The sequence below is a fragment of the Massilia sp. YIM B02763 genome, assembly GCF_030412015.1.
Lineage (GTDB): Bacteria > Pseudomonadota > Gammaproteobacteria > Burkholderiales > Burkholderiaceae_D > Telluria.
Genome location: NZ_JASNRD010000014.1, coordinates 141573 through 155961, shown reverse-complemented (window position 1 = coordinate 155961; position 14389 = coordinate 141573). Strand labels below are relative to the sequence as shown.

Genomic DNA, 14389 nt, shown 5'->3' with positions numbered 1-14389 from the left:
CCCCCCCGCGTCGCCCCTGCGAAGGCAGGGGCCCAATTGTTTTTCGTTCGCGTCACACTAAATTGGGCCCCTGCCTGCGCAGGGGCGACGGCCTTTCACACTCAGGCGACCCGCTTGCCGAGAATGATCAAATCCCGCTCCACCCCATCCAGGTTCGCCACGCGCGGGAAATGCGCCCACGTCTCGAAGCCGTACTTGCGGAACAGCGCCAGGCTCGGCGCATTGTGGCCGAAGATAAAGCCGAGCAAGGTGTGCACGTTCACGTTCGGCGCGAACGCCATCGCCTGCTCCAGGCAGTAGCGGCCGATGCCCTTGCCGCGCCAGGTTTCCGCGATATAGATCGACAGTTCGGCCGTGCCGGAATACGCGGGGCGGCCGTAGAAATTCGAGTACGACAGCCAGCCGATCACGGCCGGCTCGTCCGACGTGTCGGCCGCGTCGTGGATCACCCACAGGGGGCGGCGCTCCGGCGTGTGGTCGTGGAACCAGGCTTCGCGCGATTGCACGGTGATGGGTTCCGTGTCGGCGGTCACTTCGCGCGAGGCGATGGTGGAGTTGTAGATGTCGACGATGACGGGCAGGTCTTCGATGCGGGCGAGGCGATGGCGGTAGTCGGGCATGAAACGGACGGCGGTTGCAGCAGGTTGGAGGAAAGGATTTTTCGTGACGCGTCACAAAGTATGGGTGGCACGCGCGGAGCGCAGCGCGGCGCCCAGGATTTCTTCGATGCGCAGCTTGGCGCGCTGGCCGGCCTCGTCGGCCGGGAAGTGCACGCCGATGCCCTGCGCCTTGTTGTTGTTCGCGCCGGCCGGGGTGATCCAGGCGACCTTGCCGGCGATCGGGTATTTGTTGGGGTCGTCCATCAGCGACAGGATCAGGTAGATTTCGTCGCCGATCTTGTACGGCTTGTTGGTCGGCACGAACATGCCGCCGTTCTTGAGGAAAGGCATGTAGGCGGCGTACAGCGCCGCCTTTTCCTTGATGGCCAGCGACAGCACGGACGGCCGCGGCGGCTGCGGGGCGGTCGGGTCGGTGGGCAGGCCGTTCATCGGATTCCTTTCAAGCGCAGCAGGCAGTGTAGTCAAGCAGCATGTCTTCGACAAACAGTTTCGGCGACAGCGGGTGGTCCGCCACGGCGCGCCGCTCGTTGGCACTCTTGATGGCGCGCATCAGGTTCGGCGTGGACATCCTTGCCGCCAGGCCCGCCAGCTCGCGCTGGTAGCGCGGATAGTAGCGGATGGTGCCGGACAGCTTGTACGAGAACACATCATACAGCCAGCGCTGCTGCCAGGCGACGAGCGCGGACAAGGGCGTCTTGCTCAGGCGGTCGGCCGCGCGCAGCGCCGCGTCGACGCTGGGCTGGGCCAGGATCTGCAGCAGCGCATCGAGCTCGTCGCGGTTGCCCGTCTCGGACTGGGCCAGCGCCGCCAGCGGCGCGCCGCCCTGCTCGCGCAGCCAGCCGTCGGCGTCCTGCACGCCCTGCTGCTGCAGCCAGGCCAGCGCCTGGGCGTGGTCCGGCATGGCGAGCGCGAACTTGCGGCAGCGCGACAGGATCGTCGGCAGCAAGCGGTCCAGGCTGTTCGACGCCAGCAGGAACACGGTCCCCGGCGGCGGCTCTTCCAGCGTCTTCAACAGCGCATTCGACGCCGGCATGTTCAGCGCCTCGGCCGGATACAGCACGACCACGCGCAAGCCCTGGCGGTGCGTGGAGATGTTCATGAAGTCGGACAGGCTGCGCACCTGTTCGATCTTGATGTCCTTGGACGCGGTCTTGCTCGACTTGGCTTTCTTGTCCTCGCCGCCCTCTTCGCCTTCGGCCGCCGGGGCTTCGTCTTCCAGCGCTTCCGGCCGCACGCGGCGGTAGTCGGGGTGGTTGCCCTGGGCAAACCAGCCGCAGGACGCGCATTCGCCGCAGGCATGCCCGTCCGGCCGCACGTTCTCGCACAGCAGCGCCTGGGCGAAGGCTTCGATGAAATCGGCCTTGCCGATGCCGGCGGGGCCGTGGAACAGGATCGCGTGCGGCAGGCGCTCGCGCAGGTGCTGCAGCCGGGCCCAGGGCTCCTGCTGCCAGGGATACATTGTCACAACCATTTCTCCAACGCAGCGCGCAAGTCCGCCCGCACGGCATCGATCGACTGGGTCGAGTCGATCACGACGATGCGGCCGGGAAACTGCGCGGCGCGTCTCAAGTACTCGTTGCGGACCTTCTCGAAGAAGTCCGCCTGCTCCTGCTCGAACTTGTCGAGCGCGCGGGTGGCGTCCAGGCGTTCGCGCGCGACGGCCAGCGGCACGTCGAACAGCAGCGTCAGGTCCGGCTGCAGGAGCGGGTGCACCCAGTGCTCCAGCGCTTCCATCTTCGTCCGGTCCATGCCGCGCCCGCCGCCCTGGTAGGCGAAGCTGGCGTCGGTGAAGCGGTCGGACAGCACCCAGTCGCCGCGCGCCAGGGCCGGCTCGATCACCTGGGCGATGTGCTCGCGCCGGCTGGCGAACATCAGCAGCGCTTCCGTCTCCAGGTGCATCTTCTCGTGCAGCAGCAGGTCGCGCAGCTTTTCCCCGAGCGGCGTGCCGCCCGGCTCGCGCGAGGACACGACCGTCTTGCCGGCATCCTTCAGCAGGTCCGTCACGTAGCCGATATGGGTCGACTTGCCGGCGCCGTCGATGCCTTCGAAGGTGAGGAAACGCCCCCGCGTCGCAGCCAGTGTCATTGCGAGGCCCCGTTGCGCTGGTACTGGTTGACGGCCTTGTTATGGTCGTTCAGGTTCGCCGAAAAATGGCTGGTGCCGTCGCCGCGCGAGACGAAGTACAGGGCCTCGGTCTTGGCCGGCGCCAGCGCGGCCGCCAGCGACTCCACGCCCGGCAGCGCGATCGGCGTGGGCGGCAGGCCGGGACGCGTGTAGGTGTTGTACGGGGTGTCCGTCTCGAGGTCCTTCTTGCGGATCTTGCCGGCGTACTTGTCGCCCATGCCGTAGATGACGGTGGGGTCGGTCTGCAGCAGCATGCCCGTGCGCAGGCGGTTGACGAACACGCCGGCGATCATCGCGCGCTCGCTCTTCTTGCCCGTTTCCTTCTCGACCAGCGAGGCCATGATCAGCGCCTGGTAGGGGTTCGTGTACGGCAGGCCCGGCTCGCGCTTGTCCCAGGCGGCCTTGAGGCGCTTCATCATCGCCTCGTGCGCCTGCTTGTAGATATCGAGGTCGCTCGAGCCGCGCGCGAACAGGTAGGTATCGGGGAAGAACAGGCCTTCGGCCGCCTTGTACTCGGGGCCGATCTTGGCCAGCAGTTCCTCGTCCGACAGCTTGACGGTGTCGTGCTTCAGGTTCGGCGCGGCGTCGACGACCTGGCGCATCTGGCGGAAGGTCCAGCCTTCGATGACGGTGAGCTGGTCCTGGGCGAAGTCGCCGCGCACCAGCTTGTCCAGCAGGCCGCGCGGCGAGGTGTTCGGTTCGAATTCGTAGCTGCCGGCCTTGATGCGGCCGGCCTGGCCCGTCACGCGCGCCAGCACGCCGAACAGGAAGGTATTGATGGGGATGCCCGCCGTGACCATCTGCTGGGCCGCGCCGGCGACGCCGCTGCCCGAGGCGACGGCGAAGGGAATCGCGGGGCCGTCCGTGGCGATCGGCCGTCCGGCCCACCATTGGAATGCCCCGACGGCCGCGACTGACACGATCGCGCCCGTGACGATGAGTTTTTTTATCAGTGCCATTCTGCTCGAAGTGGTTTTGCGCCGTGGCCGGCGCGATTTCGTCGACAACTCTATAATGAGGCCGTAATGATAAAGCCGTTAACGCATAATCGGAAATATATTCTCAGGGTATGAATCAGCGTATGACTCAGTGTATGAACGAGTGGATCGACCACCTGAGCGCCCAGGGCGCCCGCTTCCATCCCGAAAGGGCCGGCGAGATCGACGACTTCGGCACCGTCCTCACGGCGGCCGACCTGGCCGGCGGCTTCGTCGCCGCCGTCACCGATCTCGGACTGATCGCCGTCGCCGGCGAGGATGCCGCTGGCTTCCTGCACAACCAGCTGACCAACGACGTCGAGCACCTCGGCCAGGCGGACGTGCGCCTGGCCGGCTACTGCACGCCGAAAGGCCGCCTGCAAGCCACCTTCCTGACCTGGCGCGATGCCGACGCCGTCTGGCTGCAGCTGCCGCGCGCCATCCAGGCGCCGCTGCAGAAGCGCCTGTCGATGTTCGTGCTGCGCGCCAAGGCCAAGCTGCGCGACGCCACCGAGGAACCTGAACGCGTGGCCGTCCTGGGCCTGGGCGGCGAACGCGCGGAAGCTGCGCTGCGCATGCTCGTCGATGCGCTGCCAACCGCGCCCTACACCCGCACCGAGGGCGGCTTCGGCACCGTGCTGCGCGTGGCCGACGCTTTCGGCGCGCCGCGCTACCTGTGGCTGACCTCGACGTCCAGCGCCGTCGCCGCCCTGCCCGCGCTGCGCCTGGCCCTGGCCTTCGGCGGCAACGCGGCCTGGGAACTGTCGGCCATCCATGCCGGCGTGCCGCAGGTGACGCAGCCGACGCAGGAACAGTTCGTGCCGCAGATGATCAACTACGAGCTGATCGGCGGCGTCAATTTCAAGAAGGGCTGCTATCCGGGCCAGGAAATCGTCGCCCGCAGCCAGTACCTTGGCAAGCTGAAACGCCGCATGTCCCTGGCCTCGCTGGACAACGCGGCGGCGCGCCCCGGCGACGAGGTGTTCGCGGCCGACGATCCGGACCAGCCCTGCGGCATGATCGTGAATGCCGCCCCGAACGGGCAAGGCGGCGCCGACGTGCTGGTCGAGATCAAGCTGGCCGCGCTGGAGGGCGAGGTGCGCCACGGCGCCGCCGGCGGCACCCTGCTGCGCTTCGCGCCGTTGCCGTATCCGCTCGACGCGGCCGAGGCCTGAGGCGGAATCGCACCATGATCGACCTGTACGTCTACTACAAGGTGCGCGAGATCGACGCCGACGCCCTGGCGCCGCGCGTGCGCGCGCTGCAGCAAGCGCTGGCCGGGCACCACGCCGCGGCGGCGCAACTGAAACGCCGCCCCGAAGCGCGCGACGGCCTGCAGACCTGGATGGAGGTGTATCCGGCGGTGGCCGACGATTTCGCCGCCGTGCTGGATGCCGCCGCGCAGGAAGCGGGCGTCGATGCCTTCATCGCCGGACCGCGCCGCGCCGAAGTCTTCACGGACCTGGCGCCCGCCGCCAGCCTGGATACCGCGCCATGTGCCTGATCGTCTTCGCCTGGCGCGTGATCCCGGGGCTGCCGCTGGTCGCCTGTGCCAACCGGGACGAATACTACGACCGCCCCGCCACGCCGGCCGGCCCGTGGCCCGACTACCCGCACATCGTCGCCGGCCGCGATCTGCAAGGCGGCGGCAGCTGGATGGGCGTGACCACCGATGGCCCGGCCGGACCGAAGTTCGCCGCGCTGACCAATATCCGCGCGCCCCACGACTTCCGCAGCGACGCGCCGACGCGCGGCGCCCTCGTCGCCGATTTCCTGAAGGGCGACCTGGACGCGCCGGCCTACCTGGCGCGCATCGCGCCACACGCCGGCGCCTACAACGGCTTCAACCTGATCCTGGGCGACCGCGCCGGCATCTACTGGTTCTCGAACCGGGCCGGCGACGATCCGCGCAACGGCAAGCCGCTGGAGCCGGGCATCTACGGCGTGTCGAACGGCCTGCTCGACGCGCCCTGGCCGAAGGTGGTGCGCACCAAGGCCAGCTTCGCGAGCCTGCTGCTGCAGGGCGCGCCGGAGGACGCCTATTTCGAGATGCTGGCCGACACCACGCGCGCGCCCGACATGCGCCTGCCCGACACGGGCGTCCCCATTGACCTGGAACGCCAGCTGTCCGCCGTGTGCATCGAGCTCCCGGGCTACGGCACGCGCACGTCCACCGTCGTCAAGCTGTACGAATCGGGCGAGCCGGAACTGCACGAACGCGTGCTGGAGCCCTGCCCTCACGAGACGACGTAATGGGAACGCATGGTGGGCACGTGGTGCCCACCCTACGGTATCTTTGCAGACGTACCGGTAGGGTGGGCACCACGTGCCCACCGCACGCGCAGCTACCGGGATAAACGTTCTCGGATCCGCGGCGCCAGGTCCAGCGGATCGGCGGGCGCCCGGCCGCGCTCGAGGGCGGCGATCCGTTCCGCCATCGCCACCAGCGTCTGCGGATCGGCGCACAGCAGGAACTCTCCCCGCGCCATCCCTTCGAATGCGTGTCGCGCGACTTCTTCCGGCGTCGCCGGCGCCGCCGGCAGCGCGTCCTCGACGAGGCGGTGCACGGCCTGCTTCCCGTCCTCATCCAGCGTCTGCGCATGTGCCTCGCCGCGATGATGATGCGCCTGCGCCGGCGGCTTGGGCAGCACGCGTGCGCACAGCAGCGACGCCGTCACCGGGGCATCGACGAGGCGCAAGTCGTGGTACAGCGTCTCGGACAAGGCCAGCAAGCCATGCGCCGAGACATTGTCCATGCCCAGCGCCGGCGCGCCGGCCAGGCCGTGCAACGCCGCCGTGTTCACGATGTGGCCCCGATAGGCCGGGTCGCGCGCCGCGCAGCCGAGCATCAGCGGCGCGAAGATGCGCACGCCGTTGACGGCGCCGGCCAGGTTCGCGCCGGCGCCCGCTTCCCAATCGGCCTCCGCGTATTCCCACACGAGGCCGGGTACGCCGCAAGCGCCCACGTTGAACAGCGCGTGCACGGCATGGAAGCGGATCATCGCCGCATCGGCCAGTTCTTCGACGTGCGTGCACTTGCGCACGTCGCACACGAGGGCCAGCACCTCGCTTCCGCGCGCCTGCAATTCCTCGCTCGCCACCTCGAGCGCATCCGCATCGAGGTCGGCCAGCACCAGCTTCATGCCCAGCGCCGCCGCCCGCTCCGCGATCGCCCGCCCCAGGCCTCCAGCCGCGCCCGTGACGACGGCGACCAGTCCCGCGAAATCGTTCATACCCTCACCTCCCCCACGGTTGCCCAAGCATCCCCGGGCTGCCGGCAGCGCCGCTCAGACCACGTAATCCATGCACTGGCGTTCGGCGCGGATCGCGCCGATGAACGGCACCAGCGCCTTGTGCAGAGGATGCTGCGCGTAAGCGTCCAGCGCCACCTTGTCCTCGAACTCCGAATACAGCACGACGTCGTACGTGGCCTCCAGGCCCGGCTGGGCGATCGTGACCTCGAAGGCGTGCATGCCGGGCACGATGTGCGCGCACTCGTCGAGCCGGCGCTTCATTTCGACGGCGTTGGCGGCGCGGTCCGCCCCTTCGGCGTGGTCCTTCAGTTTCCACATGACGATGTGCTTGAGCATGCGTTTCTTCTCGCTGGATGTTTCAGAAGTCCTTATTTTATAAGAGCGGCAAGGCGGATGCGAATGCATCTTGCGCCCTTCGCCCTGGTGGCTGGGGTAATGGTTCGTTGGTCGCTTGTCGGTTAGTTGCAAATTATCTGACAATGAGGGCCGCGGCGTGCGCCATTGACGGCACTTGTCGGTTAGTTGCAAGATAGTGGCAAGCCGCCATGGCTTCCCGTTCCCGTTAGCACGATCATGACCACTACTCCATCGCTCGCCGCCTGGGACGCCCGCCCGGCCGAGGAATTCGCCGCCTTCGTCGTCACCCCGGCCTTCGTCGAAACATCGAGCCGCAACCGCGACACGGTCGCGACCCCGATCTCGCCGGAGTCGGCCGCCATCTACCGCTTCATGTTCGGCAAGTTCGCCGCCTGGATGCTCGAGCGCGGCTTGCGCATGTCCACGATCTCCCCCGCCGACCTGCGCGAATTCGTGCTGCTGTCCGACCGCGGCAAGCGCGACCTGAACAGCAAGATCGCCTACCGCTACCTGCGCTTGCTGGAGCGCGTGTTCGAGTACCTGGGCCGCGCGCCCAACCCGGCCCGCCAGGCGATCATCGCCTCGGACCGCGAACTCACGCCCAAGGATGCCCCCATGACGGCGCTCGACACGGACCAGTTGCAGCGCTTCCTGGCCGCCCTGCCCGCCGTGCGCGAGGAGGAACGGCGCAGCGGGGCCGGCTGGAAGCGCCGGCGCGACCGCGCGATGCAGGTGGTGATGGCGCTGTCCGGCCTGCGCGTGGCCGAGGCGATCGGCCTGCTGGTCGACGAGGTCGGCCGCCAGGCCGACGTCGACGGCGGCATCGCACTGTCGATCACGCCGGAGGCCAAGCACCCCACCAGCTACGAGCACACGGTGACGCTGCCGCGCGCCGGCGTGGCCGAGCTGTTCGCCTGGCTGGACGAGCGCGATGCGCTGGGCATTCCCGGCAACCTCGCCTTTCCCGCCAACATGGATGGCGAGCCCCTGCACAAGGCCACCGTCTACCGCCAGGTGCGCGCCACCTTCCAGCGCGCCGGCATCCCGGCCGCCCACGCGGGCGGTCGTACGCTGCGCAATACCTTCGCCTTCCAGCAGCTGCAGCAGGGCACGCCGCAGGACGAATTGACGACGGCGCTGGGGCTGGCACTGGAGCGTTCGACCGACGCCTACCGCCATGCGCGCGTGCGCAAGGAAGATGCGGCGGCCGACGCGATGCCGGACGACGACATCCCGCCTGAACAGGAGCGACACGGTTGATTCACCCGTGGTAGCGGCAGTGTGAGCATAATCCAGTCGTCAGTTTCACGTAAGGTTGAAGCAAGAATCCCGTAAGTTTTACGGCGCACAGTCGCCACATCGCTGGCGCAGATCGGCGATGAGCAAGCGTACGACGCAGGCAGACAAACACTACGGAGACTACAATGGCTATCACACCCGGCATGGCCGCCGGCGGCAAACCCTTGCCGTCGAGCGCAGGAATGACGAAGGAGGAACGCAAGGTCATCTTCGCCTCTTCCCTCGGCACCGTTTTCGAATGGTACGACTTCTACCTGTACGGCTCCCTCGCGACCGTCATCGCCAAGCAGTTCTTCGTCGGCGATCCGACCACCTCCTTCATCTTCGCCCTGCTCGCCTTTGCCGCCGGCTTCATCGTGCGGCCGTTCGGCGCGCTCGTGTTCGGCCGCCTGGGCGACATGATCGGCCGCAAGTACACCTTCCTCGTCACCATCCTGATCATGGGCGGCTCGACCTTCGTCGTCGGCCTGCTGCCGAGCTACGCCTCGATCGGCATCGCGGCGCCCATCATCCTCGTCACGCTGCGCATCCTGCAGGGCCTGGCCCTGGGCGGCGAATACGGCGGCGCCGCCACCTACGTGGCCGAGCACGCGCCCAATGGCCGGCGCGGCTTCTTCACGTCCTGGATCCAGACGACGGCCACGCTGGGCCTGTTCCTGTCGCTGCTCGTGATCCTGGGCGTGCGCAGCTCGATGGACACGGCGTCCTTCGAAGCCTGGGGCTGGCGCATTCCCTTCCTCGTCTCCGTGCTGCTGCTGGCGATCTCCGTCTGGATCCGCATGGCCATGAACGAGTCGCCCGCCTTCGCCAAGATGAAGGCCGAGGGCAAGACCTCGAAGGCGCCGCTGTCGGAAGCCTTCCTGACCTGGAAGAACGGGCGCATCGCCCTGCTGGCCCTGGTCGGCCTCGTGATGGGCCAGGCCGTCGTGTGGTACACGGGCCAGTTCTACGCCCTGTTCTTCCTCACGCAGACGCTCAAGATGGACGCCGCCACGGCGAACATCCTGGTCGCCATCGCGCTGGCGCTGGCGACACCCTTCTTCATCTTCTTCGGCGCGCTGTCGGACCGTATCGGGCGCAAGTACATCATCCTGGGCGGCTGCCTGGTCGCCGCGCTGACCTACTTCCCCATCTTCAAGGGCCTGACGCACTACGGCAACCCGGCGCTGGAGGCGGCGATCCAGAACTCGCCCGTCGTCGTCGTCGCCGATCCTGAATCGTGCCACTTCCAGTTCAACGCCACCGGCACCAAGAAGTTCCCCTCGTCGTGCGACATCGCCACCGGCCAGCTGACGGCGGCCTCGGTCAGCTACACGCGCCAGGACGCGCCCGCCGGCACCGTCGCAAGCATCAAGGTCGGCGACAAAGTCTACCCCTCGTTCAACGCCGTCATGACGCCCGACGGCCTGAACTTCGACCAGGCCAGCAAGGACCGCGAAGCGGCGCTCAAGAGCGACCTGGGCGCCGCGCTGAAGGCGGCGGGCTACCCGGCCAAGGCCGATCCGGCCGGCGTGAACAAGCCGATGGTGGTGGCGCTGCTGTTCGTCCTCGTGCTGTACGTGACGATGGTGTACGGGCCCATTGCCGCGATGCTGGTCGAGATGTTCCCGACCCGCATCCGCTACACGTCGATGTCCCTGCCCTACCACATCGGCAACGGCTGGTTCGGCGGCCTGCTGCCCACGACCTCGTTCGCGCTGGTCGCGGCGAACGGCAACATCTACTACGGCCTGTGGTATCCGATCGTGATCGCGCTGGCCACCGTCGTCATCGGCACGCTGTTCGTGCGCGAGACGAAGGACAACAATATCTACGCGGCCGACTGACGGCCGCGGGGGATCCCTCGTTCACGTTGGGCCGCCGGCGACGGCGGCCTTTTCTTTTTCCTCGATCGCGCCCTGCCCCAGGGCCTGCATGCGTGTCGCCGCCCACGCCGTCAAGCCGGCGCCCACCACCAGCACGAGGCGCGTGTCGACCAGTGTCAGCACGGCGCCGGCCGCCGCCATCAGGATGTTCGCCAGGCAGAACGTCGTCGACAGCAGGCCCATGACGGCGCCCTGGCCATGACCACCGAAGCGGTCCGCGGCCCAGGTCTGCACGGTGGCGTTGTAGAACGCGTGCGGAAGGCTGAACAGCATGATGCCCGCGAGGCCGATCCACAGCGTGCCCAGCCCCAGCGACCCGACGGCCAGCGCCACCGCGCAGGCGAGGAAGGCGGCGCGCCGCATCGGCTCCATATCGCTGCGGCGGCCCGCGAACAGCGCGGCGCAGGTCATCAGGCCGCACATGCCCACGTTGACGAGCGCGATCGCGCGCCGGTCGTAATGGCCGATCTCGACCAGCCACAAGGGATAGAACTCGTAGAACGCCGTCACCCCGCAGGTATAGGCCAGCTGCACGCCGAACAGCATGCGCAGGCCCGGGTGGCGCAGCAGGTTGAACGCATGGCGCTCGCGCGCCACGGTCCACCACGACGGCCCGGGCCGGCCCGGCACGCGCTCCAGCGCCGCCCACGCCAGCGCGGCGCCCAGCAGCAATGCGCCGGCCGCGACATAGAACGGCACCGTCAGCGGCGCACGGTCCGTGAAGCCGCCCAGCAGCGGGCCCACCAGCCAGCCCAGGTGCAGCGCGCCGTTCAGCCAGGACATGGCGTGGTTGCGGATCGGCCCTTCCAGGCGCTCGGCCAGCATCGCCCGGACGATGGCGCTCTGGCCCTCGAGCAGGCCGGTGCCGAAGCGCGCCAGCAGGAACAGCGGATAGGAGCTGCCGGCCAGCGCCCATGCGGTGAGCACGTGGCCCAGCGCCGCGCCGACCGTCGTCAACAGCAGCAGCGGGCGGCGGCCGTAGCGGTCGGACATCGACCCCAGCACCGCCGTCCCCAGCAGCAGGCCGATGGGATTGACCATCAGCGCGACGGCGAACAGCAGCTTGGGCGGCAGGCCCATGAAGTTGGTGAAGCCGTCCGCGGCGCCGTGCACGAACAGCGGCGGCAGGATCGGGTACGGCAGCGACGCGCCTGTCGTGGACAAGAGTCCGAGCAGGCAGGCGGTCGCGATCAGGATGGCGTTCTTGGCATTGGTCACGCCGACAGGCTACCACGTGCCCCGCCATGCCCGCATCAGGGCCATTCGTCGCGCGTCACGGCCAGACGGTGTCCTGCCAAGCCTGCCAGGCAGTCAGGCGCGTGGGGTCGGCGCCGAGGCGGCGCGCCGCCCAGATGCCGTATTGCTCCACTTGCTCCGTGCTGGTCTGGTACAGCGCGTTCGAGACCGGGAAGTGCGTGCCGTCCGAGAAGGTACCCAGCGGCAGGCGGGCGCGGTCCAGGCAGAAGCGGAAGCCGGCGACATTCTCCGCCTCGCCGAGTTCCGTATTGTCCGGATCGCAGCGGCGCCAGGCGCTGGCGGGCTGGCCCGAGTAGAGCGCCAGGAACTGGTTGATCGCCCCGTTGACCACCTTCACGTGCAGGCCCGGCTGGACGTCGTTCAGGAACAGGAAGTGCGACGGGTTGGTGCCGTCGCGGCTGGCGTTGTCGAGGAAGCCGGCCACCGCCAGGTGCTTCGTCGCCTGCCCGCGCCCGTACCGGCCCGGGTTGTTGATCAGGCTCTGCTGGCTGGTGGGGTCGTACAGCGGGATGTCGTTGTTGACGTACTGCGCGCCCTTGATCCGGGCCTGCATCAGGCGCACGTAATGGCTCGCCTGCGCCGCCCGGGCCGCGGGCGTGGCGTCGCCGACGCGCAGCCCGATGTAGTCGTCGAACGCGTACAGGTAGGGCCAGTCCATCGGATAATTGACCCAGCCGCTCTGCGCGCCCGGATTGACGGCCATCTGCAGCTGGTACCACTGGTTGCTGCGGTAGTAAGAGGCGGTGATGTTGTCCGCCTCCCACGCCGTGTACCATTCGCGCGTGATGCGGCCGGAGGCGTCACGGTCTTCCTGGTACACCATGTGCGGCGCCAGGAAGAACAGGCTCACCGTATTGAACGGCCAGCCGTGCGCCTCGCCCCTGCCGCGCCAGTCGCCGTTGGCCCCGTCGCGCTCGCCCAGGAACCATTGCTGGTTGCCTTCCAGCTTGTATTGCTGCGCCATCTCCCATTGCTTGACGGCGTTCCAGTGCAGCAGGCTGTCCACGGCGCGCTCGATGAAGGCGTTGGTCGTGAACGCGCCCTGCTTGCCCGCCTTGACGGTCGTGGACGACGCCAGCGACTGCAGGTGGGCGCCGCCCACCTGGGCCCCGGTGCGCTTGTCGCCGCCGATATGGTTGCCGCGGCCGCCGCCCAGGAACCAGTAGCCGTCCCAGCCCGCCTGGGTGATCATGGCCGCGATCTGCTCGCGCAATTCCGGCAGCAAGTGGCTCCAGTCGCCCGGATTCGACGGATTGCGGCGCGCCTCGAACCACGCGCGCATCGCCAGGTAGCGGCCGTTCGGGTCCTTGCGGTCGCCGTCGAACGCGGCGCCGTTCTGGAAACCGCTGCCGTCCGCCGCCGCCGGCCAGACGTCGAGCGGATGGATCGAGGGCAGCCAGGCATTCCAGTCCGGGAACTGCAGCGGCACGGGCATCTCGCGCACGTTCATCGTCACGTTCGGATCCATCACCCGGTCGACGTCGGACTGGGTGATCGCCGCCGTCGACGCCGGCGCCTTGCCGAACACCGCGTTGACGGCCTGCGCCGGCGTCTGCAGCACCGCCTGCAGGCCGGCGCCGCCGGCCCACGATGCGGGATCGGCGTCCAGTCCGGGACCCGGCTGGTACGGCGGATTCCACGGCCGCGCGTTGGCGGCATAGGGCATGGCGGCCAGCGAGGTGCGCACGAAGGCCGCGATCTGGCGGCCCTGGGTCGCGGACAGGCCGTGGAACTGGCTGCGCTGGACGATCGCGTTGTTCGAATAGTTGAAGTACTGGAGGTCGCGCGCGTCCTCGGCATGGCAGGAGGCGCAGGCCGCGTTCAGCTTGCGCGCGACGATGCTCGACTTGGCGATCCTGCCTTGCGCGTACCACAGCGCCTTGCCGGCGGCGGCGTCGGACTGCGAGTACTGGCTGGCGTCGCGCTCGGCGCGCGTGTCGGCCTGCTGGTGCACGGTGCTGTCGATGCGCGCGGCGGACGCGTCGCGCAGCTCCAGGTCCAGCACGCGGAAGCCGTTCGATTCGCCGTCGGTGCCGTTGAAGCGGAACTGCACGCGGTTGGTGCCCGCCACCAGGCGGGCGCGCGCGGCGGCATCCAGCGCGACGGTGATGCGCGTCGTGTACAGGCCGCCGTTCACGCCGCCATGCACGCGCTCGTCGTCGGCCAGCGTGACGTTGGCATCCGTGATGTCGATCCACGGCACCCGGGACTCGGCGCTGCCGCTGACGCCGCCGAGCACCCGCACGCTCGCCTTGATCTTCGCGGGCAAGCGCCTGGTGGCCTCGAATTCCGGCGCCGCATAGAAGCCGCAGCGGTGGCACTGGAACCACAGCTGCGCCGCGTTGCCGGCCTGGCCGGACGGCAACGCCAGTTTCGCTTCCGCCACGACCGGCTGGTCGGGCGAACCCTTGCCCAGCACCTCCAGCGGCAGTACCAGCGTGCCGTCGGCGGTGCCGGCGGCCGAGACCTTCGCGGCCTGGCGGGACTGGGCACCCGCTTGCGGCGCGTCCTGCGTGCCGGAGCCGCATGCGGCAAGCATGGCGGCGACGGCGAGCGCGGCAGCGCGAGAGGCAGCGCTGCGCATTGAGATAGTAACTAGCATCGAATCAAACTCCCCCGTAGGTTTGAATGGACGG

At 68.6% G+C, this 14389-nt stretch carries 14 protein-coding genes; 5 read left to right on the top strand and 9 right to left on the bottom strand.

Annotated elements, in window-relative coordinates; genetic code table 11:
* Positions 1 to 101 precede the first annotated feature (101 nt).
* From QPK32_RS17935 to mltG, 5 genes are read right to left on the bottom strand one after another with little or no spacing between them, the layout of a single operon-like run.
* The gene (locus QPK32_RS17935; RefSeq protein WP_290414158.1) at positions 102 to 620 is read right to left on the bottom strand and encodes a GNAT family N-acetyltransferase; all 519 of its coding nucleotides are present in this window, start codon (positions 618 to 620) and stop codon (positions 102 to 104) included.
* A gap of 51 nt (positions 621 to 671) precedes the next feature.
* The gene (locus QPK32_RS17930) at positions 672 to 1049 is read right to left on the bottom strand and encodes a PilZ domain-containing protein (protein ID WP_290414157.1); all 378 of its coding nucleotides are present in this window, start codon (positions 1047 to 1049) and stop codon (positions 672 to 674) included.
* A gap of 10 nt (positions 1050 to 1059) precedes the next feature.
* Positions 1060 to 2091 (bottom strand): DNA polymerase III subunit delta', encoded by a 1032-nt coding sequence (locus QPK32_RS17925; RefSeq protein WP_290414156.1) that lies wholly within the window; start codon positions 2089 to 2091, stop codon positions 1060 to 1062.
* Positions 2082 to 2705 carry a dTMP kinase gene (tmk, locus tag QPK32_RS17920; protein ID WP_290414155.1) on the bottom strand — a complete coding sequence of 208 codons (624 nt, stop codon included), beginning with the start codon at positions 2703 to 2705 and terminating at the stop codon, positions 2082 to 2084. The genes QPK32_RS17925 and tmk overlap by 10 nt, the downstream gene beginning before the upstream one ends.
* The gene (mltG, locus tag QPK32_RS17915; RefSeq protein WP_290414154.1) at positions 2702 to 3703 is read right to left on the bottom strand and encodes an endolytic transglycosylase MltG; all 1002 of its coding nucleotides are present in this window, start codon (positions 3701 to 3703) and stop codon (positions 2702 to 2704) included. The genes tmk and mltG overlap by 4 nt, the downstream gene beginning before the upstream one ends.
* A gap of 134 nt (positions 3704 to 3837) precedes the next feature.
* Between mltG and QPK32_RS17910 the strand changes: the two genes are divergently transcribed.
* From QPK32_RS17910 to QPK32_RS17900, 3 genes are read left to right on the top strand one after another with little or no spacing between them, the layout of a single operon-like run.
* Complete coding sequence (locus QPK32_RS17910; RefSeq protein ID WP_290414153.1) at positions 3838 to 4896, top strand: folate-binding protein YgfZ; 1059 nt, start codon at positions 3838 to 3840, stop codon at positions 4894 to 4896.
* Between the two features lie 14 nt (positions 4897 to 4910).
* On the top strand, positions 4911 to 5225 hold the full coding sequence (locus tag QPK32_RS17905; protein WP_290414152.1) for a DUF4936 family protein: 315 nt from the start codon (positions 4911 to 4913) through the stop codon (positions 5223 to 5225).
* Positions 5216 to 5974, top strand: coding sequence for an NRDE family protein (locus tag QPK32_RS17900; RefSeq protein WP_290414151.1), 759 nt, complete (start codon positions 5216 to 5218; stop codon positions 5972 to 5974). The genes QPK32_RS17905 and QPK32_RS17900 overlap by 10 nt, the downstream gene beginning before the upstream one ends.
* A 92-nt stretch (positions 5975 to 6066) precedes the next feature.
* Here the strand turns inward: QPK32_RS17900 and QPK32_RS17895 are convergent, their stop codons facing one another.
* Complete coding sequence (locus QPK32_RS17895; protein WP_290414150.1) at positions 6067 to 6954, bottom strand: SDR family NAD(P)-dependent oxidoreductase; 888 nt, start codon at positions 6952 to 6954, stop codon at positions 6067 to 6069.
* Between the two features lie 54 nt (positions 6955 to 7008).
* A complete protein-coding gene (locus tag QPK32_RS17890) occupies positions 7009 to 7311 on the bottom strand; it encodes a Dabb family protein (protein WP_290414149.1) in 303 nt (100 codons plus the stop codon).
* Between the two features lie 237 nt (positions 7312 to 7548).
* Here QPK32_RS17890 and xerC point away from each other — a divergent pair, with 237 nt between their 5' ends.
* Together xerC and QPK32_RS17880 are read left to right on the top strand one after the other, a co-directional pair.
* Positions 7549 to 8592, top strand: a complete 1044-nt coding sequence (xerC, locus tag QPK32_RS17885) for a tyrosine recombinase XerC (RefSeq protein WP_290414148.1) — start codon at positions 7549 to 7551, stop codon at positions 8590 to 8592.
* 164 nt (positions 8593 to 8756) lie between these two features.
* Positions 8757 to 10457, top strand: coding sequence for an MFS transporter (locus tag QPK32_RS17880; protein WP_290414147.1), 1701 nt, complete (start codon positions 8757 to 8759; stop codon positions 10455 to 10457).
* Positions 10458 to 10478: 21 nt separating this feature from the next.
* On the opposite strand, the gene QPK32_RS17875 is transcribed toward QPK32_RS17880, so the two are convergent.
* Both QPK32_RS17875 and QPK32_RS17870 read right to left on the bottom strand, forming a co-directional pair.
* Entirely contained in the window at positions 10479 to 11714 is a 1236-nt protein-coding gene (locus QPK32_RS17875) for an MFS transporter (RefSeq protein WP_290414146.1), read from the bottom strand.
* A 55-nt stretch (positions 11715 to 11769) separates the two neighbouring features.
* Positions 11770 to 14292 carry a hypothetical protein gene (locus QPK32_RS17870; RefSeq protein ID WP_290414145.1) on the bottom strand — a complete coding sequence of 841 codons (2523 nt, stop codon included), beginning with the start codon at positions 14290 to 14292 and terminating at the stop codon, positions 11770 to 11772.
* Between the last annotated feature and the right edge of the window lie 97 nt (positions 14293 to 14389).